This window comes from uncultured Rikenella sp., from assembly GCF_910579375.1.
Taxonomy (GTDB): domain Bacteria; phylum Bacteroidota; class Bacteroidia; order Bacteroidales; family Rikenellaceae; genus Rikenella.
Genome location: NZ_CAJTUJ010000022.1, coordinates 1 through 26,599, shown reverse-complemented (window position 1 = coordinate 26,599; position 26,599 = coordinate 1). Strand labels below are relative to the sequence as shown.

The window sequence follows — 26,599 nt, the reverse complement described above, 5'->3', positions numbered from 1 at the left end:
GTCTTCAGTTGCGTTGCCTCTCGGAATAAACGCGCCCACAGGGCGTTTTGCTGGCAGCCTCTACCCCAAGTAACTGGCCGCCTCTACCCTATTTTGAGTTGAATCCTGCGGTTCGCAGAACCGCCCGGGCCGGAGCCACCCCCGGCGTAGGCCTGCAACATCGCAATGCTCGTTTCCGGCCACGCTGGCTCCGACCCTTAATATTCACTCTCGACTAAAGTGGGTCGGGCGACCGGGAGATGCTGTCGTGGGGTAGAGGCGGCCAGTTACTTGGGGTAGAGGCTGCCAGCAAAACGCCCTGTGGGCGCGTTTATTCCGAGAGGCAACGCAACTGAAGACCGTAGGCACGGTTCGCCGAGTGGCTGGGGCTGAGTTCTGTCGCATAGAAGTGCAAGTACATCCCGCTGATCCCACTGGCCGTAGAAGCCCAGCTGTAACCATAGTCACCGACGTAGCTCAGCGCGCCCGAGGTGCTGCCGCGGTAGCCCGGGGCGGGAGAGAAACCAACAGAGACGACAGACCCGTCAGAAACGGTGTGACGAAAAGAGCGTGTAGCCGAAATTGAAGACCAGCTGCCAGTTTTTTCGTCCCGTGCTGTACTTGTTGAGCGTCAGCGACGCCGGCCCGATAAACGTCTGATAGACCAGCGAACCGCCGAAAACGAACTCCGAACGGTGTTGCAGCCGATTCCAAAACTCGCCCCCCGTCCATCCGTGGTCGTACACCACCTCCTGCGGGACGAACGCAAACGCGTATGATTTGATATAGAGGTTGTTGACGATATTGAAAACCGGAATCACCCCCGCGCCGATGTATGAACGCGAGCGGTATTCCGGCATGAACATCGTCCGCATGAGCGGAATCGGTTGAAAAGCCGGCAACGAAAATGCCGTCGCCAGAGGATTTTCGAACTCCGGGTGGTTCGAGAAGGTCGCCTCGCCCAGAATTCCGAACGTAAACCATTTGGAAAACGGGAAATACTGTTCGTAGCGGTAGCGTAGCTCGACCCAATTCCGGTTGTGTCTCCGGAGCGGCGTCGGCACCTCGCCGGAGAGACCCGGACGGAAATTTTCCAGACCCTCCGTAAAGCGCAGTTGCAAGACATGCTCCTTCCCGAGGTTCGGATAGAGCGTCCGGTTCATCGAACGCTGCTGCACTTCCGCCGAGAGCGTCGCATAGGTAAACCGGCTTTGGTCCGGCTTCTCTATATTGGTGAACACCTGCTGGAAATAGTAATCCTCCGTCACCCCCAGCGCCAGATGGGCGCGGAAAGCCGCGTTTTCGACCATCGGCATCGGAATGGCCAGCGTCGTCACGAACGTGTTAGCGTGTCGCGTCCGGTAACGCCAGTCCCGGTTGCGATAGTAGCGGCTCATGTGGTTCGCCTGGTAGTCGAAATCTTCGTACGAGTAGCTGTAATTGACGAAAAACGGAAAGTTCGTATAGATGTCGTGCCGACCTCCCACCATCACCGAGTTGTAGAAGGTGCCGAAGAACCCCTGAATGCCGTAAGTCGAGACATTGCGTCCCACCGTCTGGTAGTTCAGCGCCGCGAAACCCTGGTTCAGCGCCGTGGACGAGATGTTCCCCCCTAACGAGAACCGGAGGCTCACCTGTGTCTGCAACTTGAGCTTCATCCGGAAAAATCCCGTCTCCGGGTTGTAGGTCACCTCCGGGAAGTCTCCGGAAAAGATACCTCCGGCCAAAATCTGCATGTATTTGCGCTCGAAATAGGCCAGGTCGAAAATCTGGTTCGGCCGCACGCCCAACTGCCGGTAGACGTATTGCGTCTGTTTCGGCGTCAGTCCCTCGATTTGTACTTCGTCGAAAATCAGCGGTTTGATCTTCGACCGGAAGGCCGCGCGTTTGGCCGCGATCTCCTCGTCCGACACCCGGCGCGCGATCCGTTCGCGGATCAGCGGCATCTGGCGCATGGCGTCCTCGTATCCCCGGGCCATGATATAGCTGGCTTTGTCGTAGTCCAGCACCCCCACCTCTTTGAATTTGCGGCGGATCTCGATATCAAGGCTGTCGCGCAGCGAGTAGTCGGTTTTTCCCGTCGCCATGACGCTCATCTGTTCGACGACATTGTCGGCCGTCGGAGCTTCGTAGTTCGACGAGCAGATGCCGCCGATCAGGATATCCGGGTGGAAAGCCGAGTCGAGCGGTTGCCACGGATAGTTGTTGTAGAGTCCGCCGTCGAACAGCACCACGCTGTCCTGGGAGAGCGGTTTGAAGACTAGCGGAATGGTCATCGAGGCCCGGATCGCGAACGGCAGGCTCCCCCGGTCGAAGACGACGGACTCTTTTTCGAACACGTTCGACGCGTTGCACCGGAAAGGCACCATCAGGCTGTCGAAGTCGTTGCCGGCCGCTCCCGAAGCCGGGTAGAGCATCCGGATAAACGCCAGATCCAACAGGTAAGGCGAAACCAGGTTCGTGGGAAGCTGGAGGGCCGCTTTCTTCGGCGCTTTGGGGTCGAAGCGCACCGATATCATGGTCGGTGTCGGCTCGAACTTCTTGAAGTAGTAGTTGTTGTCGAGGTCGGTGCTCTTGGCGGACAACCAGCGTTGGACGCTGTCGGTGATGAAAAAACGGATCATCTCGTCCGGCGAATAGCCTGCCGCGTACATCCCTCCGACGATCGCCCCCATCGATGCCCCCGAGATGTAGTCGATCGGGATGTTGTTCTCTTCCAGAGCTTTGAGTATCCCCACGTGGTACAAACCCTTGGCTCCGCCGCCGCTCAGCACGACCCCCACGCGCTGGCCCCGCGCGACGAGTCCGAGCGTCAGAAAAAAACAGAGGATAAGAAATCGTTTCATGATAGCCCGCATTTTACGGGAAATTAATACATTTGTCCGCGAAATTTTACGCCTCGACAGATGACAAAAATAAGCATAAAGTTAGTAAAAATTTTCGGACTCGGGTCGTTGGCTCTTCTTTCGGGCTTCGGCATCGAATCGGCCACGGCGGCCCGGAAACTCGTGGCGGGACAGGGGGCGCACTATGTCGTGAAGATGAAGACCTCGCGCGGGACGGTGCGATTCCGCCTCTACAACGACACGCCGCTCCACCGCGACAACTTCGTCCGGCTGGCCGAGCGGGGGTTCTACGACAACCTGCTGTTCCACCGCGTGATTCGCGACTTCATGATCCAGACGGGCGATCCGCAGAGTATCGAAGGGTCGCAGGTGACGGTCTACGGCGAGAACGACGCGGGGTATAAGCTGGATGCGGAGATCGTTCCGCGCCACTATCATCGTCGCGGAGCGGTGGCGGCGGCGCGCGAGGGCGATGCGCTCAATCCGGAACGGAGGTCGTCCGGGTCTCAGTTCTATATCGTCACGGGGCGGGTGCACAACGACAGCACGCTGACGGCTGCCCGGCATCGGATTGCGGCGGGAGCGGCCGATCCGGCCGGGGCGCAGATTACGCCGCAGCGCGAACGGGTCTATCGCACGGCGGGCGGAGCGCCGCATCTGGACGGCAGCTACACCGTCTTCGGCGAGGTGATCGGCGGAATGGGGCGCGTGGTGAGGATTTCGAAACTGCCGACCGACTCGCAGGATCGACCGAAAAACGAGGATGTATACATCAAAAGCATGACCGTCAAGGTCGTCAAAGACCGGCGCAGAGATCGGTAACAACGGAGGATTCAAAACAGCATTCGTATGCAAATAGAGGTACTGAAATCGAAGATTCATCGCGTGCGCGTGACCGAGGCCAACCTCGATTACGTCGGCAGCATCACCATCGACAAGGCGTTGATGGAGGCGGCCAACATCATTGCGGGCGAAAAGGTACAGATTGTCGATAACCACAACGGCGAGCGGTTCGAGACCTACGTGATCGAGGGCGAGGCGGAGAGCGGCTGCATCTGCGTGAACGGCGCGGCGGCCCGGCGCGTGGCGGTGGGCGACGTCGTGATCATCATGTCCTACGGCATCATGGAGTTCGAGGAGGCGAAGACGTTCCATCCCAGCGTCGTTTTTCCCGATACCGAGACCAATCGGATCGTTCGGTAGGGACTCTCTCGTTGTCAATGTGTTGCGTTTTCGACCGCCGGGTGCGGTCGGAAACGCTTTTTTCGTGGGAAAAATTTCGGGCCGATCGCTTCGATAATAGAGAAAAACGGATAAATTTGCTTTCCGAAAAACGAAATCGACACTATGAAAAAAATACTCATCGTAGGTGCGGGCGGACAGATCGGTTCGGAGCTGACCGAGCACCTGAGGGGCATCTATGGACAACACCAGGTCATTGCGGCCGACATTCACGGCGATCGTGAGGACAATGACTTCGTACACCTCGACGCGCTCGATGCCGAGGCGATGGCCCGGGTGGTGCGCGAACAGCGGATCGACACGATTTTCAACCTCGTGGCGCTGCTCTCGGCGACCGGCGAGGCCAATCCGCAGAAGGCCTGGAGGGTGAATATGGGGGCTTTGATGAACGCCTTGGAGGTGGCGCGGGAGTACAATTGCGCGGTCTTCACGCCCAGCTCGATCGGCGCTTTCGGGCCCGATGCGCCGAAGGACGGGACGCCGCAGGATACGCCGATGCACCCGACCACGATCTACGGGGTGTGCAAGGTGACGGGCGAGCTGCTCGGCAATTACTACTTCCAGCGTTTCGGAGTCGATGCCCGGAGCGTGCGGCTGCCGGGGGTCATCTCGTCGCAGGCGCTGCCGGGCGGCGGGACGACGGACTATGCGGTCGAGGTCTTTTACGCCGCTTTGCGGGGCGAACGGTTCGTGTGTCCGGTGCCGCACGACCGGTTTATGGATATGATCTACATGCCGGACGTGCTGGACGCAATGGTGGGGCTGATGGAGGCCGACCCGGCCCGGCTGAAGCATCGGAACGGATATAACGTGGCTTCGATGAGCTTCTCGCCGGAGATGATCTATGCCGAGATCCGGAAACACATTCCGTCGTTCGAGATGGTCTATGAGATCGACCCGGTGAAGGATGCGATTTCGGACGGGTGGCCCAACCGGATGGATGACAGCGTGGCGCGCGAGGAGTGGGGATGGTCGCCCAAGTGGGGGCTGTCGGAGATGACGACGGACATGCTCGAAGTACTCGGGCGGAGACTGAAGAAATAGGCTCCCGACTGAACGATTAAAGAGCTTGTATATGCCTCATATCAAGTGCGATCGCTGCGGGAAACTGGTCGAAATCCGTTCGGCCTATATGGTTTTTTGCCCGGCGTGTCGGCGCAAGATGGGAAACAGCTATCCGGAGTGGAGCAAACGCCATCCGGAGGCGGATTTCGAGGCCTATGTGAGCGAGATGGCGGTGAGCGATACGGCGATTCGGGGGGCGAGGGAGCAGCGGCGGATCGGACGGGCCATCGTGCGGAGACGGGCGTTCCGGCGGGCGGCGTGGGCGGTGGGCGCCGCGGTGGTGCTGACGGTCTTGGGATTCGTCGGGTATGGGATGTGGAACCGCTATCTGCGGAGCGCGTCGATCGACGCGCTGTTGAAACAGGCGTGGCGGGTCGCTTATTACGAAGATTTGGGCGCGACGCTCAAGTTTCCGTATCCGCTGGAGGCGGTGGCGGAGTTCTCGGCCGATTCGCTCCAGCGACAAAACGACCGGCTGACGGCCGATACGGTGGAGCGGCAGGTGGTGCTGGGGGCGGCGAGCCGGCGTTGGGCCGAGCCGGGGACGGTGAGTGTGACGGCCAGCCGGATCGACTATCGGCCCGATTTCGGGGTGGATCGCGATATCGCTACGCGGCAGATCCTGCTCGACATGTTGCAGGAGAACGGCTTGCAGGGGTTCGAATACTATCGGAACGACTATTCGGTGCCGAACGTGCGGGCGCGGAGCTTGTCGGGGAGCTATCTGTTGGGGGTGGAGCCGTTCGAGTTCAGGGCGCTGATGGCGCAGTACGGACATACCGTCTGGTATTTCATGGTCGCTTATCCGCGGTCGAAGCCGGAGGGGCTGCTGGTGGCCGAGCGGTTTTTTCAGGGAATTCTGATCGACCGGCGGCTGACCGGCGCGACGTTATAGCAGCGGGTAGAGCTTCTCTAACGTCATCCCGCGCGATCCTTTGATCAATACTTGTGCGTTCCGAATCACGATCTCGCCGCTTTCAACTGCGGCTATCCATTCAGTCACGTTGGCAAACGCACGGATAATCAGCGGTTTCCCGTCTATCGAAGCGTTGGAAGCGGCGAGTGCCGCCGAAAATTCGGGACCGACCACGTAGCAAATCAAAGCGGCAGATCTGGTCGCAGCTGCCTCGGCAATCCGGTCGATAATCGCCCGGTGTTCTTCTCGGGAAAAATTCCCCAATTCGCGCATGTCGCCGAGAATCAAAATCTTACCTCCTTCGAAACCATCGTCCGGCAACGCCAGAAAGTTGTCCACCGCCACCCGCATGCTCGACGGGTTGGCGTTGTAGGCATCCTTATATAGCGTGTTCCCCGTCCCGTTTGCTGAACGGCTCACCTGCGAGCGGTTGTTGTCCGGCACATAGGCCGCCACCGCCTCCAATGCCGCGTCGGTCGGAATGCCGAAATAAGCTCCTGCCGCCACCGCCGTTGCTACGTTCGCCAAATTGTATGTTCCCGCCAGATGGGTCTGCACTTCGCCCTCCGCCGTATTCAGCGTCAGCGGATCACCCCCGGTCGCAGAGAGGCCGAACGCCGCTGCCGAGTAGCCTACAGTCGCCCCATGACCGGTATCTGAGGAAAAGCGTTCGTCCACCATCTCTGCCAACACCGGATCGTCCGTCGGATAGAGCGCGGTTCCGCTATGAGCGGCCAGATAGTCGTATAGCTCTCCTTTCCCCAAGCGCACCCCTTCCGGGCCGCCGAATCCCTCCAAATGCGCCCGTCCTACGTTGGTAATCAGTCCGATATTCGGTGCCGCGATCTCGCACAAGGCCGCAATCTCGCCCCGGTGGTTGGCCCCCATCTCCACGATCGCCACGTCGTCTTCCTCGGTTATGGAGAGCAAGGTCAACGGCACGCCGATGTGGTTGTTCAGGTTCCCCCGCGTACACGCTACCCGATACTTCGTCCGCAGGACGCGGGCGATCAGCTCCTTGGTCGTCGTCTTGCCGTTGCTCCCCGTCAGGGCGATCACCGGCAGGCCCAGCATCTGCCGATGGTAAGCCGCCAGCTCCTGCAATGCCGCCAACGTATCCTTCACCACGAAATATTTAGCCGCCTCCGTCGATGCCGGTTTAATCCCCTTGGGCAATCGGTCGTGCACAACGGCGGCGCAAGCGCCATCCGCTATCGCCTGTACGGCGTAGTCGTTGCCGTCGAAATTCTCGCCTTTCAGGGCGAAGAAGATCGGCGCGGCCAACTCCCGTACAGCCCGGCTGTCGGTGGTCACCACCCCGCCGTTCTCGCAGTAGAGCTCGTAGAGCTCAGACAAACTCTTCCCCAAACCGGTATTTGACATCTTCCACGTAATTTCGGATATTCTGTTCGTTTTCGCGGCGACAAATCAGCAGGGCATTGTCCTTTTCCACCACCAAATAGTCCGTCAAGCCTTCGACTATCGCCACTTTGCCGGCCGGGATGTTCACCACCGTCCCCGTCGTTCCGTAGCTCAACACTCCGCCGCCTCCGCAAAAGGCGTTCCCCTGTTCGTCCCGCATGGCATGCTGGTAGAGCGATCCCCAGGTGCCGATGTCGCTCCAGCCGAAGTCGCCGCAACGGACGTAGACGTTCGGCGATTTCTCCATAATGCCGTAGTCGATCGAGATGTTCTCGCACGACGGGTAGATCGTATCGATGAAAGCCTGTTCTTTGTCCGTTCCGAATCGTCCGGTTCCTCCGGCGAAGGTGGCGTTCATCTCCGGCAACCACCGCTGGAAAGCGCTCAGAATGCCTCGCACCGACCAGATGAAGATCCCCGAGTTCCAGAAAAATTCGCCGCTCTCGACGAAGACCCGGGCCATCTCGATATTGGGTTTCTCGGTGAAAGTCTTCACCTTCCGCACCTCCGTCCCGGCCGTCTCGTCGTGCGGCGCGGTGTCGATCTGGATGTAGCCGTATCCCGTCTCCGGCCGCGACGGACGGATGCCGATGGTCATCAGGTTGTCGGTGCCCGAGACGAAGTCGATCCCTTCGCGGACGATCTCCTGAAACTCCGCTTCGCCGGTGATGATGTGGTCCGACGGAGCGACGATCATCGTGGCCTCCGGATTCCGCGCCGCGATCCGGTAGGTGGCATAGGCCACGCACGGAGCGGTACTGCGTCGCACCGGTTCGGTCAGTATCTGTTCGGGAGCCAGCTCGGGCAGGTGTTCCCGCACGAGGTCGCGGTAGAGTTCGCTGGTCACGACTAAAAAGTTTTCGACCGGCACCAGCGGCAGAAAACGTTCGAATGTGCAACGGATAAAACTCTTCCCGGTGCCGAGCACGTCGAGGAATTGTTTCGGCATCCGGTTCTTGCTGAGGGGCCAGAATCGGCTGCCGATGCCGCCGGCCATGATGACGCAATAGGCGTTCGGGTTCGGATTCATGCGGTTTTAAGACGTTGGGTTTGTTCTCAGTAAAAGCAGCGCGGGATCGGGCGGTTTACCAGACGATCGGCGTCTGTCCCGTCGAGACGAGGTATTCGTTCGCGCGGCTGAAATGTTTGCAGCCGAAGAAGCCCCGGAATGCCGACAGCGGCGACGGGTGGGGAGCGGTCAGGATGCAGTTCTCCGCCGGATCGACCGCCGCCGCTTTCCGCTGGGCGTACGACCCCCAGAGCATATAGACGACATGGTTTTTCCGCTGGGCGATCGTCCGCACCACCGCGTCCGTAAACTCCTCCCAGCCCTTCCCCGCATGTGACGTGGGCGTGTGTGCCTGCACCGTCAGCACCGAGTTCAGCATCAGTACTCCCTGCTCCGCCCACCGGTCGAGTTCGCCCGTCTCGGGATACGGCGCTCCCGTGTCGTCGCTCACCTCTTTCAGGATGTTCTGCAACGACGGCGGAAACTGTGTTCCCGCGGCCACCGAAAAGCAGAGCCCGTTGGCCTGTCCCACGTTATGATAAGGATCCTGGCCGATAATCACCACTTTCAGCCGGTCGGCCGGGCAGCTGTCGAAAGCACGGAAGATGTTCGCCGCCGGCGGAAAAACCACGTGGGTCTGATACGCCTCCCGCACGAAAGCGGTCAGTTGGTCGAAATAGGGCTTCTCGAACTCCTCGTTCAGCAGCTCCTGCCACGAAGGGTCTATCTTGACGTTTGCCATCGTGCCGATACTTATTTCGCGGCGTAAAAGCAGCGTTTCGGCGACTCGGCCCGACCCTCTTTGACCAGATTCTTGATCGCTTTGTCCACGTCGGCTTTCGGCAGACCGGTCGCTTCGGCGATTTCGGCCGACTTCATCGGCGCCCCGCTCTTTTTCAGCGCTTCGAGTACTTTTTCTTCGTTCATGATCGATGTTTTTGGGGCTCTTTCGGGTGAAGAGCGAAAAATCCGAGCGTAAAATTAGAAAAAAAAGTAATTTTAGGACGAATTTGCCGGTGCGCTAAAAACAAAACGTATCTATCATATGAATTTCAAGTTTCGGAACTTTGCGCGGCTTTTGGCGGCGACGGCCGCTGTCGTCGGGGCGGCCGGGGCGTATGCCCAGCGGCCCGCGGCCGGCGAGGCGGCGCCTGTGGACAGCAGCGTCCGGGTCGGCGTGCTGCCCAACGGCATCACCTATTACCTCAAACACAACGACAAACCGACCCGGAGGGCCAACTTCCACATCTACTACAAGGTGGGGGCGATCCAGGAGACCGACGCGCAGAACGGACTGGCCCACTTCCTCGAGCACATGGCTTTCAACGGGTCGGAGCACTTTCCGGGCAACTCGATGATCGACTGGCTGTCGGGGATCGGCGTGCGGTTCGGCGAGAACCTCAATGCCGCTACGGGGCAGGAGCAGACCACGTATATGATCACCGACGTGCCTTTGACCCGGGACGGAATCATTGACTCGGCCTTGCTGATCCTTCATGACTGGGCCGGGCGGATCACGCTCGACACCGCCGATATCGACAAGGAGCGCGGCGTGATTACCGAAGAGTGGCGACAGGGGAACTCGGCCGGGCGGCGGGTGTTCGAACGGCAGTCGCCCGTGCTGTTCAACGGATCGCTCTATGCCCGGCGCAACGTAATCGGCAATCAGGAGGTGATTCAGGGGTTTGCCTACGACGAGTTGCGGGATTTCTACCGGAAGTGGTACCGGCCCGACTTGCAGGCTTTCTTCATCGTCGGGGATTTCGACGTGGACAGCATGGAGCAGCGGTTGAAGCGGACGATGGCCGACCTGCCTGCCGCCGCCGTGCGGACGCCGAAAGCGACGGTGACGGTCGAGGATAACGAACTGCCGCTCGTTTCGGTCGTTTCGGATCCCGAACTGACCGGTACGTCGGTCGAACTGCTCTTCCGCGACGAGCCCTTGCGGGATCGGTACGACGGGATGGAGCGGTTGTGGAACCAGTATGTCCGTTCGCTGGCTGCGCGGATGCTGAGCATCCGGTTCGTCGATCTGGCGCGGCAGGAGGGGGCGCCTTTCCGGAGTGCGGGGTGCAATTACTCCCCGGTCGTGCGGCCGTTCGATGCCTTTTTCGTGGCGGGTTCGGCGCGCGACGGCGAGGCGCTGCGCACCCTCGAAGCCTTGTACACCGAGCTCTGCCGGGTGCGGGCCAACGGTTTCGTCGCGTCGGAGCTGGATCGGGTCAAACTGGAAACCATGCGTCAGACCGAGAGCTATTTCGAGAACCGGAACGATCGCAAAAACGGCGAGTTCGTCTCGGAATATATGCGCCATTTCGAGAGCGGCGAACCTTACCTGACTCCGGAGCAGGATTTGGCGATCACCCGGCGGATTCTCGACGCTATTTCGCTGGAGGATGTGAATCGCGTGACGGCGGAGTGGGTGCGCGACCGCAACAGCGCGGTGCTGATCTCGATGCGCGAGGACGAGAAACACCCCCTGCCGACCGAGGCGGAGGTGAGGGAGGTGATCGACCGGGTGAAAAACATCGCTTTCGATGCCTATGAAGAGGTGGCAGCGGCGAACGAACTGATGGACGCCTCGGCTTTGCCGGGGGCTCCGGTGGTGAAAACGACGGCCGGGAGGTTCGGCTCGACGGTTTGGACGCTGAAGAACGGCGTGCGGGTGGTGGTCAAACCGACGCAGTTGAAAGCCGACGAGGTGCAGATGAACGCTTTCCAGCGCGGCGGGACGACCACGGTCGAAGAGGTGACCGACCTCTATAACCTCGGGATGCTGCCCTCTTATCTGGGGACGACGGGCGTGGGGAACTTCTCGCGCACCGAGCTGGACCGGTATCTGGCGGGGCGCAGGGCCGGGGCGATGCCTTCCGTGGGGTCGTTGTCCCAGGGATTCGGCGGGAGCTGCTCGCCTCGGGATGTCGAGACGATGCTGCAACTCGTATACCTCTACTACACTGCGCCGAGGTTCGAACGCAGCGACTGGAACGTGATGATGGATCGCTACCGTTCGATGCTGCCCGGCGTGACGCAGAATCCGAACTACATCTTGCAGGACAGCTTGTTCCAGACCGTCTACGGGCACAATCCGCGCACCTTCATGCTGATGAGTGCGAAGGTGCTGGACACCGTTTCGCTGGAGCGTACCGAACAACTCTACCGGCATTTCTTCTCCAATGCCGACGGGATGACCTTCGTCTTCGTGGGGAACATCGCGGCCGACTCGTTGAGGCCTCTGGCCGAGAAGTATCTCGGTTCGCTGCCTGCGAAACGCGGGAAGGCGCCGCGATGGGGACGGCATGTCGTGGTGCCGGTGCCGGGCGTCGTGCAGAATATGTATAAGACGCCGCTCGAAAGTCCGAAGGTGACCGCCGTCGAGCTCTATTCCGGCGCGCTGCCTTACACCCTGGCGCGGAGCATCGAGTTGGAGGCGATCCGTTATATGCTGGAGATGCGCTACACCCGGAAGATTCGCGAGGAGCGTGGCGGAACCTATGGGGTGGGCGTCTCGCTGACCTACCAGAAAGAGCCGCTGCCGCGTTTTGCCTACCAGATTTTCTTCGAGACCGACACGGCCAAAATCGGCGAGCTATTGCCGCTGGTCGGCGAGGAGATTCGGGCCTTGGTGACCGAGGGGGTTACGGCTGACGAGCTGACCCGGACGAAGGAGTTCTTCCTCAAGCGGCATCGCGACGGATTGATTCATAACGGGACGTGGCTCGGCTACCTGACCAGCTGGTACCTGAACGACAACAATCGTTACGACGGCTACGAGGCGGCGGTGCAGGCTTTGACGTCGGAATCGGTGCGGGCCGCGGCTGCGGCGGCTTTCGGACAGGGCAACGTCTGCACCGTGGTGCAGCTGCCGGAGGAGCCGCGCGAAGAGTAAATCGGTATTTATGGAAGTCGAATTGCTGGCTCCGGCCGGAACGGCCGCTATCGGTCGGGCGGCCATCGATGCCGGAGCCGATGCTGTCTATATCGGTGCCGAGCGGTTCGGCGCGCGGGTGGCTGCGGGGAACGCCATGAGCGATATCGCCGGGCTGGCGGAGTATGCCCACGGCTTCGGCGCGCGGGTCTACCTGACGATGAACACCCTGCTGTTCGACGACGAACTTTCGGCGGCACGGGACACCGCCTGGGCGGCCTGCGAGGCCGGGGTCGATGCGCTGATCGTACAGGACATGGCATTTCTGCGGATGGATCTGCCGCCCGTGGCGTTGCATGCCTCGACGCAGACCTTCAACCTGACGCCGGAACGGGCGCTCTTTCTCGCCGAGGCCGGTTTTTCGCGCATCGTGCTGGAGCGGGGGGCTTCGCTGGCGCAGATCCGGGCCATCCGGGCCGCCCTGCCCGAGGAGGTCGAACTGGAGGCGTTCGTGCACGGGGCCATCTGCGTCTCGTACAGCGGACAGTGCTACCTGGGACACGCCTTGTGCGGACGGGGAGGCAACCGGGGCGGCTGCGCCCAACCGTGTCGCGCGCGATACGACCTGTATGACGATCGGGGCGAGCGGCTGGTGCGCGATCGGGCTTTGCTGTCGGTGCGGGATATGTCGCTCGGCGGGCGGCTCGACGACCTGATCGGTGCCGGTGTCTGTTCGCTCAAGATCGAAGGGCGGCTCAAAGAGGCCGATTATGTGGTCAATAATACCGCTTATTACCACCGGCGGCTGGAGGCGTTGGGGGTCGGGCGGATTTCGGCGGGGCGCGTGACGTGCGATTTCGAGCCCAACCCCGGGAAGAGCTTTTCGCGGGGCTTCACCACCTATTTTTTCGACGCCAAACAGGCCGGTGTCGCAGCTCCGGAAGCCCGGTCGGTGGGCGAGTCGGTCGGCGTCGTCTCCCGGAGCGACGGGGCGGTTCTAACCTTGAAGTTGAGGCCGGACGTGGCGATTCACAACGGAGACGGGCTCTGCTTCCGGACTCCTGCCGGGCTGTTGGAGGGGTGTTCGGTGAACCGGGCCGAGGGGAGTCGGCTCGTACTGAACAAGGCGGTCGAGCTGGCGGCGGGGACGGAGGTGTTCCGGAACCTCGACCGGACGTTTCATCCTTCGGCCGTGCGGCGGCTGGCGACCGTTGTCCGATTTGCGCCTCCCGTGATCTCGGCGGAGGACGAGACGGGGATTTCGGCGGCCGTTTCGCTGCCCGACGGATACGAACCGGCCTCGAATCGGGAGCTGGCGGAACGGAATATCCGGCAGGCGTTTTCAAAGGGGGGCGGGACGATTTTCGAAATCTCGCGCGTGGAGGTGGCGCGGGAGGGCGAGTTGCCGTTCGTTCCGGCGGCCGGGCTGAACGCCTTGCGGCGGGAGCTGCTCGCAGCGCTTCTGGCGGCCCGGCAGAAGGCTTATCGGCGGCCGGAACCTTACGTGCGGCCTGCGACCCCGCCGGTCGTGCCGCCGGGGCTCGAACGGGATTTCCGGGCCAATATCGCCAACGCCGTGGCCGAACGGTTCTATCGCGAGGCGGGATTCGAGGCGGTGGAAAAGGCGCTGGAGGTGCAGACCGATCCGGAACTGACGGGGCGCGAAGTGATGCGGACGCCGTACTGCATCCGGCGCGAGCTGGGACTTTGTCTGAAAGAGCATCCGGAGGAGCAGGGGCGCCGGCTTTTTCTGGTGAACAACGGCGTGCGGCTGGAGCTCGCATTCCGGTGCGCCGCGTGCGAAATGGCCGTGATCTATCGCGGTCGAGGCTGACCTGCGCAGGCTGGGAATGCTCGATTTCTCTCCATTTCGGGCTTTCCGATTCGATCGGTCGACGAAAAAATCGCACGCTCATTCCGATGAATGTATTGAAAATCAAAAAACAGTGCGTATCTTTGCAGACCGATTTTGTGTAATTTTTTAAAAAACAAAGAGAAACGACAAAATGCCAACTATCCAACAGTTAGTACGTAAAGGAAGGAAAGACGTGGCGTTCAAGAGCAAAGCTCCGGCTTTGGAGGCTTGTCCGCAGCGTCGCGGCGTGTGCGTGCGTGTCTACACCACCACGCCGAAGAAACCGAACTCGGCGATGCGTAAAGTCGCTCGTGTGCGGTTGACCAACGGGAAAGAGGTCAATGCCTACATCCCGGGCGAAGGGCACAACTTGCAGGAACACTCCATCGTGCTCGTGCGCGGCGGTCGTGTGAAAGACCTGCCGGGGGTACGTTATCACCTCGTTCGCGGGACACTCGACGCGGCCGGAGTCGACGGGCGGAACCAACGCCGTTCAAAATACGGAACCAAACGCCCGAAAGCGGGAGCGGCTAAGAAATAGTCCGTTCTAAGAACAGAACACACACACAACCAAACTAATTTCATCAGTCGCCGATCCCCGGACGGAACCCCTCGCGGACAACCGACCGCTTCGCGCGGCGAAACAAAAAGAAAAATGAGAAAAGCGAAGCCTAAAAAGCGAATTCTACTTCCTGACCCCAAGTTTGGCGACACCCAGGTAACGCGGTTCGTCAATAGCCTGATGTTAGACGGTAAGAAGAGTATTGCATACGGTATTTTCTATGACGCCATAGATATCGTAGGCGAGAAGATGAAGGACACGGAAAAGGCTCCTTTGGAAATTTGGAAAAAAGCGCTCGAAAACATCACCCCGCAGGTCGAAGTCAAATCTCGGCGTGTCGGCGGGGCTACCTTCCAGGTACCGATGGAAGTTCGACCGGAACGCAAAGTGGCCATTAGTATTCGCCACATGTTGCAGTTCGCGCGCAAACGCGCCGGCCGGTCGATGGCAGAAAAACTCGCCGCAGAGATCATGGCGGCATATAATGAAGAAGGCGGCGCATTCAAACGCAAGGAAGAGATGCACCGGATGGCGGAAGCCAATAAGGCGTTCGCACACTTCAGATTCTAACCGGAACTATTACAGGGACAATAATTTATGGCAAGAGACCTTAAATTCACCAGGAATATCGGTATCATGGCCCACATCGACGCGGGCAAGACTACCACTTCGGAACGTATCCTGTTCTACACCGGGAAAACACACAAAATCGGGGAAGTTCACGAGGGGGGGGCGACCATGGACTGGATGGTGCAGGAACAGGAGCGCGGGATTACCATTACGTCGGCCGCTACGACCGCTTTCTGGAACTACAAAGACAACACCTATCAGATCAACATTATCGACACCCCGGGCCACGTCGACTTCACCGTCGAAGTGGAACGCTCGCTGCGGGTGCTGGACGGAGCGGTGGCTACGTTCTGCGCGGTGGGGGGCGTTGAGCCGCAGTCCGAAACCGTGTGGCGGCAGGCGGACAAATATAATGTGCCCAGGATCGGATATGTTAATAAAATGGACCGGACCGGGGCCGATTTTGCCGGGGTTTGCGCTCAGGTGCACGAACGGCTCGGGGCCAATGCCGTGCCGGTGGTGCTGCCGATCGGGGCCGAAGATAAGTTTACCGGAGTGATCGACTTGGTATACAACCGGGCGTACGTCTATTTCGATGACAAGACCGTGCGGGACAATTACCACATCGAAGAGATTCCGGAAAACTTGAAGGCTGAGGCTGCTGCTGCGCGGGCTAAGCTCATCGAGGAAGTGGCGGCGTCGGACGACGCTTTGATGGAGAAATTCTTCGAAGATCCCGATGCCATTACGCCGGAAGAAATTATCGTGGCTTTGCGGAAAGCGACCATTAATATGAGCGTCGTGCCGATGCTCTGCGGTTCGTCGTTCAAGAACAAGGGGGTGCAGCTCTTGCTGGACTCGATCGTCGCATACCTGCCGTCGCCGCTCGATGTAGAGGCTATCGTAGGGACCGACCCGCGGACGGACGAAGAGACCAAACGCCATCCGAGTGAAGCCGATCCGTTCTGTGCTTTGGCCTTCAAGATTGCAACCGACCCGTTCGTGGGACGTCTCGGATTTATCCGCGTATATTCGGGGAAATTGGATGCTGGTTCGTACACGTTCAACTCTCGTTCAGGGAAGAAGGAACGCATCTCGCGTATCTACCAGATGCACGCCAATAAACAGAACCCGATCGAATTCGTCGGGGCTGGGGATATTGCTGCGGCGGTAGGGTTCAAGGATGTGCGTACCGGGGATACCTTGTGCGACGAAAACCACCCGATCGTGCTCGAATCCATGACCTTCCCGGAACCGGTGATCGGGCTCGCCATCGAACCCAAAACCCAGAAAGACCTCGATAAACTCGGGGTAGGGCTGGGGAAACTGGCTGAAGAAGACCCGACCTTTACGGTTAAGACGGATGAAGACTCCGGACAGACCGTCATCTCGGGGATGGGGGAATTGCACCTGGAAATCATCGTCGACCGCTTGAAACGCGAATTCGGCGTCGAAATCAACCAGGGCGCCCCGCAGGTGAACTACAAGGAAGCGTTGACCGGGACGTTCGAACACCGCGAAGTGTTCAAGAAACAGACCGGGGGGCGCGGTAAGTTCGCCGACATCATCTTCGAAATCGGGCCGGCTTCGAGCAAAGAAGTGGTCGGTCTGGAATTCGTCGACGTGGTCAAAGGGGGGAACATTCCCAAGGAATTTATTCCGGCTGTGCAGAAAGGGTTCGCTTCGGCGATGGAAAACGGCGCTTTGGCCGGCTATCCGATCGACGCCATGAAGGTGACCTTGAAAGACGGTTCGTTCCACCCGGTCGACTCGGATGCCTTGTCGTTCGAAATCTGTGCCCGGAACGGGTTCCGGCATGCGGCCATCAAGGCCAATCCGGTGATTATGGAGCCGATTATGGCGGTCGAAGTCGTTACCCCGGAAGAAAACATGGGGGATATCATCGGCGACCTCAATAAACGGCGCGGCCAGATCTCCGGGATGGAATCCAAAGGGAATGCCCGGGTGGTCAAGGCGAAAGTGCCGCTGGCAGAGATGTTCGGCTATGTGACTGTACTGCGGACGATTTCGTCGGGTCGTGCGACCAGTTCGATGGAATTCTCGCACTTCGAAGCCGTGCCGAACAACGTCTCCAAGGAGATCATCGAAAAAGCAAGTGGTAAATTCAAAAACGAAGACGAATAATGAGCCAGAAAATCAGAATAAAACTCAAATCCTACGATCACAATCTGGTGGACAAGTCTGCCGAAAAGATCGTCAAGACGGTGAAATCGACCGGAGCTGTGGTCAGCGGGCCGATTCCGCTGCCTACCAACAAAAAGATCTTCACCATCAATCGGTCGACTTTCGTCAACAAGAAGTCGCGCGAACAGTTCCAGCTCTCTACGTTTAAGCGGATTCTGGACATCTACAGCTCGACCTCCAAGACCATCGACGCCTTGATGAAACTCGAACTCCCGAGCGGGGTAGAGGTTGAGATTAAAGTCTGAGGATTTTAGATCGATAAGATTCGTCTACAATGTTGTTCGGAAGCGTTCTCCTTGAGATTTTGAAGAGGGAACGCTTCCGAATTTTTGTTGCGAGGGGAGTGGATATTTATCTGAAAAAGAAGTTAAATTTGTCATAGGAAACACTTATTGCTATGAAAATACATGCGGTCGCTTTTCTTTGCACGGCAGCGTTGCTGGGCGGATTCGTTTCATGCGGCGGAGGAACCTCTCCGGCGGGGCGGGAGGTGCCCGAAGTGGCTGTGCACGTGGAGCCGCTGCCCGGCGATACCCTGATGCTCGGATACATCGGTTCGGTGACCGTGCGGGACTCCTTGCTCTTTTTGGTCGATTACGGGCGCGCCGGTCAGGCCGACGCATTGGTGCAGCTCTATAGCTATCCGGCCTTGCGGCCGCTGTGTCGGTTCGTCAGCCGGGGGAAAGGGCCCAACGAGACGCTCGGGATATCCGGCTATGTCGTTGATGACGATAGCGTGCGGGTATTTACCATGGTGGCTCCCCGAATGTTCGTCTATGGACTGGCCGATTTGGTGCGCGGCGAGCGGCTGCCGGCGCGGGTGATCCCTTATCCGGAAGAGTGCGGAGAGGCAGCCGGGTTCTGTCGGACAGACTCCGGATTCGTGTTCGGGTCTTTTTCCGACGAATCTACCGGGCGCATCGTCCAGATCGACAGCCTCGGAAGTGTGGTCGGGCGCTATTATTCGATACCTTACCGGCCGGAAGATGTCGAACAGTTGGGCGGTGCTCCGGGCAATATGATTCCTTATCTTTGGCAAGCCACCGTGGCTGCGGCGGGCGAGACGGTCGTGTTCGGCACCAAATTGGGTGATGTGCTCGAAATCTATAACCTGCGCGACTCGACCCGGAATCGCGTGGTTCGCGGGCCGGACGGGCCGCCGGAGGTGAAGCGCGACGGGCAGTCTTTCATCTTCGGGCTCAAAAAGGGGTATCGGGATTTGAAAATCGTCGGCGACCGGATTTACGCCCTGTATCGGTATGAGCGGCAGAGCGAAGAGGACGAGGCCGAGTCGGCAGAGGAGAATAAGATGAGCGTGTTGCGCGTATTCGATTTTGACGGGAACTGGCTGAAGAGCTATGTGTTGGATCGTCCGCTCGGCTGTTTTGATATGCTGGCCGACGGTCGGACGGTGGTTGCCGGCGACCCGACGGCGGAGTACCAACTCTGCACCTTTACTTTGCCCGATTGATTCCGCCGCGATTCAATCCGAACGACAGACGAACCCCGTCCCGAACAGAAAAAGGGCGGGGTTTTCTCGTTCGCTCTTCGGCCCCTTGTCCGCTGAGAATGAATGCCCCGCCACCGAAAAAATCCACCGAAAAATTTGATAATCAACCGAAAAACCCTATCTTTGCAGTCGCCTTTGCTCTCTTTATGCAGGTAAGCGATTGATTTCGAGCCTCCTGTCGCTGAAGCGAGTTGAAAAGGCAGACACTTTTTTACAAACCATTACCAAACAAAATGTCAGGACTAATTGGGAAAAAAATCGGAATGACATCCGTTTTCAGTGCCGAGGGGAAAAACATCCCATGCACTGTGATCGAAGCTGGTCCGTGTGTGGTTACGCAAGTCAAAACCATCGAAAAGGATGGTTACGCCGCTGTGCAGCTTGCCTATGACGACAAAAAGGAAAAGCACACCAGCAAGCCGATGATGGGCCACTTCGCCAAGGCGGGGACGACCCCGAAGCGGAAAATCGCCGAATTCAAATCGTTCGAAACGATGCCGAACTTGGGCGATACCGTGGGCGTGGATGTGATCGTGGAAGGCGAATGGGTTGATGTGACCGGGATCTCCAAAGGGAAAGGTTTTCAGGGGGTTGTTAAACGGCACGGCTTCGGCGGTGTCGGCGGCCAGACCCACGGGCAGCACAACCGGCAACGGCACGTAGGGTCGCTGGGTGCATCTTCGTATCCGTCGCGGGTGTTTAAAGGGAAACGCATGCCGGGACGGACTGGCGGCGAGCAGGTCAAAGTGCTCAATCTGAAAGTGCTCAAAGTGATTCCGGAAAACAACCTCATCCTTGTGAAAGGTTCCATTCCGGGGGCTAAAGGCTCTTATTTGTTAATCGAAGGCTAACCATTCAAGGGGAGGAGATTTAAGTTATGGAACTCAACATACTCGATATCGCCGGCAAAGAGACCGGGAAGAAAGTGACCTTGAACGACGCCGTATTCGCGCTCGAACAGCCGAACGATCACGCCATCTACCTCGACGTGAAGCAATACCTCGCCGATCAGCGTCAGGGAACTCACAAATCGAAACAACGGAACGAAGTGGCCGGTTCCACCCGTAAACTCAAGAAACAGAAAGGGACGGGCGGGGCCAGAAGTGGATCGATTCTGTCGCCGCTGTTTGTCGGAGGCGGGCGTGTATTCGGGCCCGTGCCGCGCGACTATCGCTTCAAACTCAACAAGAAACTCAAACAACTCGCACGGCGCAGCGCCTTGACCTACAAAGCGAAAAATGCAGCGATTACCGTGGTCGACAGCTTCGAAATGCAGCCCAAAACCAAGGAATTTATCGCAGCAGCCAAGAACTTGGGGATCGCTGAAAAGAAGACGCTGGTGATTCTGTGCGGCGATACGGACAACGCCGGCGTGATCCTCGCATCGCGCAACCTGCCGAACGTAAAGGTTATCCAGGCACAGAACCTCAATACCTACGACGTCATGAACGCGGCACACCTGCTGATTGGCGGGGAAGGGGCTGTGGCGGCTATGCAGCAGGTTTGTGGAATCCAGTAACGAAGACCATCTTTTAAAGAAAGATCATGGAAATTTTGATTAAGCCGATATTGACCGAGAAAATGACGGCTCAGGGCGAAAAACTGAACCGCTACGGTTTTATTGTGGATCCGCGGGCGAACAAGCTCCAGATCAAGGCTGCGGTGGAAGCTATGTACGGCGTCGTGGTGACCGATGTCAACACCTGTAACTACGACGGCAAACGCAAGAGCCGCTACACCAAAGCCGGAATGCTCGAAGGGCGTCAGAACCGCTACAAAAAGGCGATCGTCACCCTCGGAGGAGAAGACAAAATCGATTTTTACAGTAATATCTAAAAGACGATGGCAGTTAGAAAATTCAAACCGATGACCCCGGGTCAGAGACATAAAGTTATCGGCACCTTTGACGATATTACGACTTCGACTCCGGAAAAATCACTGGTAACCCCCCTCAAATCCTCAGGAGGGCGGAACAATACCGGGAAAATGACCATGCGCTACATCGGTGGTGGACATAAACGTCAGTACCGCATCATCGACTTCATGCGCAACAAGGATGGCATGACCGCTACGGTCAAAACCATCGAATACGACCCGAACCGCAGCGCGCGGATTGCCCTCGTGGTCTATGCCGACGGCGAAAAACGATACATCGTTGCGCCGGTGGGCTTGACCGTCGGGCAGAAGATCGCCAGCGGAGCGGGCGTCGCACCTGAAGTGGGCAACACACTATTCCTTTCGGAAATTCCTCTTGGTACCGTTGTGCACTGCATCGAACTCACACCCGGCAGGGGCGCTGCAATGGCGCGGTCTGCGGGGACTTACGCTCAGCTGCTTGCCCGCGAGGGGAAGTACGCTATTATTAAACTTCCTTCAGGGGAAACCCGTATGGTGCTCACCACCTGCCGGGCTACGATCGGGACCGTATCCAATCCGGACCACAGTCTCGAACAAAGCGGCAAGGCAGGGCGCAAGCGCTGGCTCGGGCGGCGTCCGCGCAACCGCGGCGTCGTGATGAACCCTGTCGATCACCCGATGGGTGGGGGTGAAGGACGTGCTTCCGGGGGACACCCGCGCTCGCGTACGGGCGTGCTGGCTAAGGGCTACAAAACCCGCAACCCCAAGAAGACGACTTCCAAATTCATCGTTTCACGGAGGAATAAATAATCTAATCAAGACAGCGTAAATGAGCCGTTCACTGAAAAAAGGACCGTATATCGAACCGAAACTCGAAGGCAAGATCCTTGCCATGAACGATAGCGGCAAAAAATCGGTTATCAAGACCTGGTCGCGCGCGAGCATGATCTCGCCGGACTTTGTGGGACATACCCTGGCGGTGCATAACGGGAATAAATTTATTCCGGTGTATGTGACCGAAAACATGGTGGGTCACAAGTTGGGTGAATTCGCACCGACCCGCAGCTTCCGCGGTCACGGGGGCAACAAGAAAAAATAGTGTTAAAAAGTAATTCCGTATACCTGTTATGGGTGCAAGAAAAAGATTAAGAGCCGAAAAGCTCAAAGCGGAAAAGCGCTCGATCGCGATCGCGTCGTTGCGCGAATGCCCGACCTCCCCGCGAAAAATGAGACTCGTGGCCGATATGATCCGCGGCGTGGAGATCAATCGCGCTTTGGGGATGCTGCGGTATTCCAAGAAAGAGGCATCGGTACGCCTCGAAAAACTCCTCCGGTCGGCTATCGCCAACTGGGAAGCAAAGAATCAGGGCGTTTCATTGGAAGAGACCCCGCTGTGCGTCAAAACCATCAGCGTCGACGGCGGACGGCAACTCAAACGGATCCAGCCTGCTCCGCAGGGGCGCGCACACCGGATTCGGAAACGTTCCAACCACGTGACCATCATCGTCGACCGGATGGAAATCGCTGCGCCTGCCGTTAAGGAAGCAGCTGCGCCGGCCACCGAAACCAAACCGGCTGCTAAGAAAACCACCGCCGCTACGACTAAAAAAGCGACGACTACGGCCAAGAAAACGACCGCTGCCAAGACCACCACTGCCAAGGCGGCTGCCGATGTGAAACCTGAAAACGCAGCAAACTAAGATGGGACAGAAAGTAAATCCGATTGCCAATCGGCTGGGCATCATTCGGGGTTGGGACTCGTCATGGTATGGCGGCAAGGAATTCCCGGCAAAACTCGTTGAAGACGCCAAAATTCGTAAATACCTCGGAGCACGCTTGGCCAAAGCCAGCGTCTCGAAAATCGTGATCGAACGGACCTTGAAGCTGGTGACCGTTACCATCAGCACCTCGCGGCCCGGGATCATCATCGGGAAAGGCGGCGCTGAGGTGGATAAGTTGAAGGAAGAACTGCGCAAACTGACCGGTAAGGACGTGCAGATCAATATCTTCGAAGTGAAACGGCCGGAGTTGGATGCGGTGATTGTATCGAACAATATCGCACGTCAGGTCGAAGGGCGTATCTCGTATCGGCGGGCGATCAAGACCACCATCGCATCGACGATGCGGATGGGCGCAGAAGGGATCAAGATCCAGATCTCGGGTCGTGTGGGGGGCGCTGAAATGGCCCGCAGCGAATCGTACAAGGAAGGGAGAATTCCGTTGCATACCTTCCGTGCAGATATCGACTACAACCTCGCCGAAGCTTTGACCAAAGTGGGTCTGTTGGGGGTTAAAGTATGGATCTGCAACGGCGAAGTGTATGCCAAGCGCGATTTGTCGCCGATCGTAGGGATGAGCGCATCCGCAGCAGGACGCGGCGGCGACGACCGTCGCGGAGGCGGACGCGACGACCGCAGAGGCGGTCGGGATGATCGCCGCGGGGCACGTCGCGGGGGACGCGACGACCGTCGTGGAGGCCGCAACTCCAATAATCAGTAAATCTGTCGTCAGACGAAATAAAAGGAACTAACCATGTTACAACCGAAAAAGACGAAATTTCGCAGAATGCAGAAAGGCCGCATGAAAGGTCTGGCACAGAGAGGAGCTGAACTGTCATTCGGATCGTTCGGTATCAAGGCCCTGGAGTCGGCCTGGATCACCGGACGGCAGATCGAGGCCGCTCGTCAGGCCATCGTGCGTCAGATGAAACGTGAAGGCCAGGTGTGGATTCGGATCTTCCCGGACAAACCGATCACCAAAAAACCGGCCGAAGTGCGTATGGGTAAAGGGAAAGGTTCGCCCGAAGGATTCGTGGCGCCGGTTACCCCCGGTCGCATCTTGTTCGAAGCCGAAGGGGTGCCGTTGGAAGTAGCGCAGGAAGCGCTCCGGCTCGGGGCTCAGAAACTGCCCATTACCACCAAGTTTATCATCCGTCGCGATTATACCGAAACCTCTATCTAACACGAAGACATGAAAACATCCGAAATACGTGAACTGACAGCGGGCGAAATCGTCGAACGGGTAGAGACCGAAAAGGCCAACTTGCTGCGTGCCAAAATGAACCACGCCGTTTCGCCGGCCGAAAACTCGACCACCATCAAAAATATGCGCCGCGATATCGCACGTCTGCTGACCATCCTGCGCGAAAAACAAACCACCACTATTAACAAGTAGAGGCCATGGAAGAAAGAAATCTTAGAAAAGAGAGAACCGGGGTGGTCGTCAGCAACAAAATGGACAAATCGATCGTTGTTGCTGTAAAACGGAAAGTGAAACACCCGATCTACGGTAAATTCGTCAATAAAACCACCAAATTCGTCGCCCACGACGAAACCAACGACTGCGGCGAAGGGGATACCGTCCGGATTATGGAAACCCGTCCGCTCAGCAAGTCCAAACGGTGGAGATTAGTAGAAATCATCGAAAGAGCTAAGTAACCATGATACAACAAGAAAGCCGGCTCTCCGTAGCCGATAACAGCGGAGCCAAGGAAGTCCTCTGTATCCGTGTACTTGGCGGTACCGGGCGGCGCTACGCGTCGATCGGGGACAAAATCGTTGTCAGCGTCAAAAGCGCGACCCCGGGCGGCGACATCAAAAAAGGCGCAGTCTCGAAAGCAGTCGTGGTACGCACCAAGAAAGAGGTGCGTCGGCCGGACGGCTCCTACATCCGCTTCGACGACAACGCCGTCGTGTTGCTCAACAACGCCGGTGAAATGCGCGGTACGCGTATCTTCGGGCCGGTGGCCAGAGAGCTTCGCGACGCCAATATGAAAATCATCTCCTTGGCGCCGGAAGTGCTGTAAACCTTCTCTTAACAAACAAACCGAAATGTCAACTAAACTGCATATCAAAAAAGGGGACACGGTGTACGTCAATGCTGGCGACAACAAAGGGCAGCAGGGTAAAGTGCTCGAAGTGCTCGTCGAAAAGCAGCGCGCCATCGTCGAAGGGGTCAATCTGGTGAGCAAACACACCAAACCCAACGCCGCAAATCCTCAGGGCGGGATCGTGAAACGGGAAGCCCCGATTCACATCAGCAACCTGCAACCGCTCGATCCGAAGTCGGGAAAACCGACCCGTGTGGGACGCAAGAAGAACGATAAAGGCAAACTGGTCCGCGTGGCCGTCAAATCAGGCGAGGAGATCAAATAATGGCATACGTACCTTCACTCAAAACCAAATACAAAGAGGAGATCGCTCCCGCTTTGATGAAAGAGTTCGGCTACAAAAGCATCATGCAGGTGCCGAAGCTCGAAAAAATCGTCATCAACCAGGGGATCGGAGCTGCCGTTGCTGATAAGAAACTCGTTGAAGTGGCTCAGAACGAGCTCTCTACGATTGCCGGACAGCACGCCGTACAGACCCGGTCCAAGAAAGACATCTCGAACTTCAAACTCCGTAAGCAGATGCCCATCGGGGTGCGCGTTACCTTGCGTCGGGAACGGATGTACGAATTCTTGGAACGGTTGATCGCAGTCTCTTTGCCGCGTATCCGCGACTTCAAAGGGATCAACGACAAATTCGACGGCCAGGGGAACTACACCTTGGGGGTGCAGGAACATATCATCTTCCCGGAAATCGACATCGACAAGATTACCAAAATCTTCGGCGTCGAAATCACCTTCGTGACTACCGCGGATAATGATACCGAAGCTTATGCACTGCTCAAGCAGTTCGGCCTTCCTTTTAAAAACGCAAAAAAGAACTAAGCCATGGCAAAAGAATCGATGAAAGCCCGCGAAGTGAAACGGGCCAAGCTCGTGGCACGATATGCCGCTAAGCGCGCCGCACTGAAAGAGGCGGGAGATTATGCGGGGTTGGCTAAATTGCCGAAAAACTCCAACCCGATCCGGCTGCACAACCGTTGTCAGCTCACGGGGCGACCGAAAGGGTACATGCGGCAGTTCGGAATCAGCAGAATCCAGTTCCGTGAGATGGCTTCCGCAGGTTTGTTGCCGGGGGTGAAGAAAGCGAGCTGGTAGATTTTCGATGTTGTTTTGGTGCAACGTCGAAATGACTTGATAGTTCATCGGGGCTTCGGAGATTCCGGAGCCCCGATGCTCATTTTAGAGGGGATTGTGACAGTCAATTTAGGGCCGAGGCTGCCTTAGCGAAACGTAGTTTCGCCCGTCCTGCCGGGGTCACCCGGACGCCGCCCGCGCAGGGCAGTTTCAGGCGGGGCAAAGAATGAGGTGTCGACAGCTTTAAGATGCGTCAGCATCCGTCTAAAGTTCGGCTTCGCCTTCCTCCTCGCCGCTCAGCAATTTGCAAACTACGTTTGCATTGCTCTCGCTGGCAGCGTCGGCTTTCTGGTTCTCTTTGTTCACAAAGAGAACAGTACCAGCCGGGGCAGTGCTCAGATCGCGCGCCGTCGCCTAAGGAGGGAAATCGTCAAAACTCGCTGGCGTGTTTTGATAGGATTTCCCCAGGCGCGCGAACAAAGAACGGAGCGAGGAATTGGGCTGAGGCTGCCCCTTCCGAGTGCCGGGAGGCACCGCCCGCCCGGCGGACGCGTTCGCGCCACGGCGGTCGGCCTTTATTACATCAAAGCAATCGCGCGCCACGCCTAAAGGAGCGATTCAACGATTTCGGCGGTAGCCGAATATAGATGAATCGCGCAAGGCGCGCGAAAACGCGGCGGAGCGAAAGCGGAGCCGCAGTGAGGCGGACACGGGGCAGAGAATAGGGGCG

Annotated in this window: 29 protein-coding genes and 1 pseudogene; 25 read left to right on the top strand and 5 right to left on the bottom strand. The window is 58.1% G+C overall.

The genetic code is table 11. The features are described from left to right. Window positions 1–524: 524 nt before the first annotated feature. The gene (locus QZ302_RS03830; RefSeq protein WP_294592677.1) at window positions 525–2,825 is read right to left on the bottom strand and encodes a patatin-like phospholipase family protein; all 2,301 of its coding nucleotides are present in this window, start codon (window positions 2,823–2,825) and stop codon (window positions 525–527) included. A gap of 60 nt (window positions 2,826–2,885) precedes the next feature. On the opposite strand from QZ302_RS03830, the gene QZ302_RS03825 reads away from it, so the two are divergent. From QZ302_RS03825 to QZ302_RS03810, 4 genes are all read left to right on the top strand, one after another. After that, window positions 2,886–3,647 carry a peptidylprolyl isomerase gene (locus QZ302_RS03825; RefSeq protein WP_294592675.1) on the top strand — a complete coding sequence of 254 codons (762 nt, stop codon included), beginning with the start codon at window positions 2,886–2,888 and terminating at the stop codon, window positions 3,645–3,647. Between the two features lie 27 nt (window positions 3,648–3,674). Next, complete coding sequence (gene panD, locus QZ302_RS03820) at window positions 3,675–4,028, top strand: aspartate 1-decarboxylase (protein ID WP_294592672.1); 354 nt, start codon at window positions 3,675–3,677, stop codon at window positions 4,026–4,028. A gap of 144 nt (window positions 4,029–4,172) precedes the next feature. Further along, complete coding sequence (locus QZ302_RS03815) at window positions 4,173–5,111, top strand: NAD-dependent epimerase/dehydratase family protein (protein ID WP_294592669.1); 939 nt, start codon at window positions 4,173–4,175, stop codon at window positions 5,109–5,111. Window positions 5,112–5,142: 31 nt separating this feature from the next. Continuing rightward, window positions 5,143–6,027: a hypothetical protein gene (locus QZ302_RS03810; RefSeq protein WP_294592667.1), complete on the top strand. Its 885-nt coding sequence runs from the start codon at window positions 5,143–5,145 to the stop codon at window positions 6,025–6,027. On the opposite strand, the gene murF is transcribed toward QZ302_RS03810, so the two are convergent. From murF to QZ302_RS03790, 4 genes are read right to left on the bottom strand one after another with little or no spacing between them, the layout of a single operon-like run. Continuing rightward, window positions 6,022–7,431, bottom strand: a complete 1,410-nt coding sequence (murF, locus tag QZ302_RS03805; protein ID WP_294592665.1) for a UDP-N-acetylmuramoyl-tripeptide--D-alanyl-D-alanine ligase — start codon at window positions 7,429–7,431, stop codon at window positions 6,022–6,024. The genes QZ302_RS03810 and murF overlap by 6 nt on opposite strands. Beyond that, window positions 7,397–8,500, bottom strand: a complete 1,104-nt coding sequence (locus QZ302_RS03800) for a mannose-1-phosphate guanylyltransferase (RefSeq protein WP_294592663.1) — start codon at window positions 8,498–8,500, stop codon at window positions 7,397–7,399. The genes murF and QZ302_RS03800 overlap by 35 nt, the downstream gene beginning before the upstream one ends. Window positions 8,501–8,555: 55 nt before the next feature. Then, window positions 8,556–9,221, bottom strand: a complete 666-nt coding sequence (gene ung / locus QZ302_RS03795; RefSeq protein WP_294592661.1) for a uracil-DNA glycosylase — start codon at window positions 9,219–9,221, stop codon at window positions 8,556–8,558. An 11-nt stretch (window positions 9,222–9,232) separates the two neighbouring features. After that, complete coding sequence (locus tag QZ302_RS03790) at window positions 9,233–9,406, bottom strand: helix-turn-helix domain-containing protein (protein ID WP_294592659.1); 174 nt, start codon at window positions 9,404–9,406, stop codon at window positions 9,233–9,235. Between the two features lie 118 nt (window positions 9,407–9,524). On the opposite strand from QZ302_RS03790, the gene QZ302_RS03785 reads away from it, so the two are divergent. The 21 genes and pseudogenes from QZ302_RS03785 (at window position 9,525) to rpsN (ending at window position 25,890) form a co-directional block, all read left to right on the top strand. Beyond that, the gene (locus QZ302_RS03785; protein WP_294592657.1) at window positions 9,525–12,368 is read left to right on the top strand and encodes a M16 family metallopeptidase; all 2,844 of its coding nucleotides are present in this window, start codon (window positions 9,525–9,527) and stop codon (window positions 12,366–12,368) included. Window positions 12,369–12,378: 10 nt separating this feature from the next. Continuing rightward, window positions 12,379–14,181: a U32 family peptidase gene (locus QZ302_RS03780; RefSeq protein WP_294592655.1), complete on the top strand. Its 1,803-nt coding sequence runs from the start codon at window positions 12,379–12,381 to the stop codon at window positions 14,179–14,181. A gap of 172 nt (window positions 14,182–14,353) precedes the next feature. Next, window positions 14,354–14,743 (top strand): 30S ribosomal protein S12, encoded by a 390-nt coding sequence (rpsL, locus tag QZ302_RS03775; protein WP_294592653.1) that lies wholly within the window; start codon window positions 14,354–14,356, stop codon window positions 14,741–14,743. A 114-nt stretch (window positions 14,744–14,857) separates the two neighbouring features. Further along, window positions 14,858–15,334: a 30S ribosomal protein S7 gene (gene rpsG / locus QZ302_RS03770; protein WP_294592651.1), complete on the top strand. Its 477-nt coding sequence runs from the start codon at window positions 14,858–14,860 to the stop codon at window positions 15,332–15,334. Between the two features lie 27 nt (window positions 15,335–15,361). Next, complete coding sequence (fusA, locus tag QZ302_RS03765; RefSeq protein WP_294592649.1) at window positions 15,362–17,479, top strand: elongation factor G; 2,118 nt, start codon at window positions 15,362–15,364, stop codon at window positions 17,477–17,479. After that, window positions 17,479–17,784 carry a 30S ribosomal protein S10 gene (gene rpsJ / locus QZ302_RS03760; protein ID WP_027290546.1) on the top strand — a complete coding sequence of 102 codons (306 nt, stop codon included), beginning with the start codon at window positions 17,479–17,481 and terminating at the stop codon, window positions 17,782–17,784. The genes fusA and rpsJ overlap by 1 nt, the downstream gene beginning before the upstream one ends. Before the next feature lie 152 nt (window positions 17,785–17,936). After that, window positions 17,937–19,010, top strand: coding sequence for a BF3164 family lipoprotein (locus QZ302_RS03755; RefSeq protein WP_294592645.1), 1,074 nt, complete (start codon window positions 17,937–17,939; stop codon window positions 19,008–19,010). Between the two features lie 272 nt (window positions 19,011–19,282). Next, the gene (gene rplC, locus QZ302_RS03750; RefSeq protein ID WP_294592643.1) at window positions 19,283–19,900 is read left to right on the top strand and encodes a 50S ribosomal protein L3; all 618 of its coding nucleotides are present in this window, start codon (window positions 19,283–19,285) and stop codon (window positions 19,898–19,900) included. A gap of 26 nt (window positions 19,901–19,926) precedes the next feature. Next, the gene (rplD, locus tag QZ302_RS03745) at window positions 19,927–20,568 is read left to right on the top strand and encodes a 50S ribosomal protein L4 (RefSeq protein WP_294592641.1); all 642 of its coding nucleotides are present in this window, start codon (window positions 19,927–19,929) and stop codon (window positions 20,566–20,568) included. Between the two features lie 26 nt (window positions 20,569–20,594). Beyond that, entirely contained in the window at window positions 20,595–20,885 is a 291-nt protein-coding gene (gene rplW, locus QZ302_RS03740; protein WP_294592639.1) for a 50S ribosomal protein L23, read from the top strand. Window positions 20,886–20,891: 6 nt separating this feature from the next. Further along, complete coding sequence (gene rplB / locus QZ302_RS03735; RefSeq protein ID WP_294592637.1) at window positions 20,892–21,716, top strand: 50S ribosomal protein L2; 825 nt, start codon at window positions 20,892–20,894, stop codon at window positions 21,714–21,716. 19 nt (window positions 21,717–21,735) lie between these two features. Then, a complete protein-coding gene (gene rpsS / locus QZ302_RS03730) occupies window positions 21,736–22,005 on the top strand; it encodes a 30S ribosomal protein S19 (RefSeq protein WP_294592635.1) in 270 nt (89 codons plus the stop codon). Between the two features lie 28 nt (window positions 22,006–22,033). After that, window positions 22,034–22,423: pseudogene (gene rplV, locus QZ302_RS03725) on the top strand (50S ribosomal protein L22); the annotation flags it as partial. Window positions 22,424–22,607: 184 nt separating this feature from the next. Then, on the top strand, window positions 22,608–23,405 hold the full coding sequence (gene rpsC / locus QZ302_RS03720) for a 30S ribosomal protein S3 (protein ID WP_294592633.1): 798 nt from the start codon (window positions 22,608–22,610) through the stop codon (window positions 23,403–23,405). Window positions 23,406–23,438: 33 nt separating this feature from the next. Beyond that, window positions 23,439–23,867, top strand: coding sequence for a 50S ribosomal protein L16 (rplP, locus tag QZ302_RS03715; RefSeq protein ID WP_294592631.1), 429 nt, complete (start codon window positions 23,439–23,441; stop codon window positions 23,865–23,867). A 9-nt stretch (window positions 23,868–23,876) separates the two neighbouring features. After that, window positions 23,877–24,080, top strand: a complete 204-nt coding sequence (gene rpmC / locus QZ302_RS03710) for a 50S ribosomal protein L29 (protein ID WP_294592630.1) — start codon at window positions 23,877–23,879, stop codon at window positions 24,078–24,080. A gap of 5 nt (window positions 24,081–24,085) precedes the next feature. Next, window positions 24,086–24,343 carry a 30S ribosomal protein S17 gene (rpsQ, locus tag QZ302_RS03705; protein WP_294592628.1) on the top strand — a complete coding sequence of 86 codons (258 nt, stop codon included), beginning with the start codon at window positions 24,086–24,088 and terminating at the stop codon, window positions 24,341–24,343. A 2-nt stretch (window positions 24,344–24,345) separates the two neighbouring features. Next, window positions 24,346–24,711, top strand: coding sequence for a 50S ribosomal protein L14 (gene rplN, locus QZ302_RS03700; protein WP_294592626.1), 366 nt, complete (start codon window positions 24,346–24,348; stop codon window positions 24,709–24,711). 25 nt (window positions 24,712–24,736) lie between these two features. Then, window positions 24,737–25,060 (top strand): 50S ribosomal protein L24, encoded by a 324-nt coding sequence (gene rplX, locus QZ302_RS03695; RefSeq protein WP_294592624.1) that lies wholly within the window; start codon window positions 24,737–24,739, stop codon window positions 25,058–25,060. Next, window positions 25,060–25,617, top strand: coding sequence for a 50S ribosomal protein L5 (gene rplE, locus QZ302_RS03690; RefSeq protein ID WP_294592622.1), 558 nt, complete (start codon window positions 25,060–25,062; stop codon window positions 25,615–25,617). The genes rplX and rplE overlap by 1 nt, the downstream gene beginning before the upstream one ends. Window positions 25,618–25,620: 3 nt before the next feature. After that, the gene (gene rpsN, locus QZ302_RS03685; RefSeq protein WP_294592620.1) at window positions 25,621–25,890 is read left to right on the top strand and encodes a 30S ribosomal protein S14; all 270 of its coding nucleotides are present in this window, start codon (window positions 25,621–25,623) and stop codon (window positions 25,888–25,890) included. Window positions 25,891–26,599 lie beyond the last annotated feature (709 nt).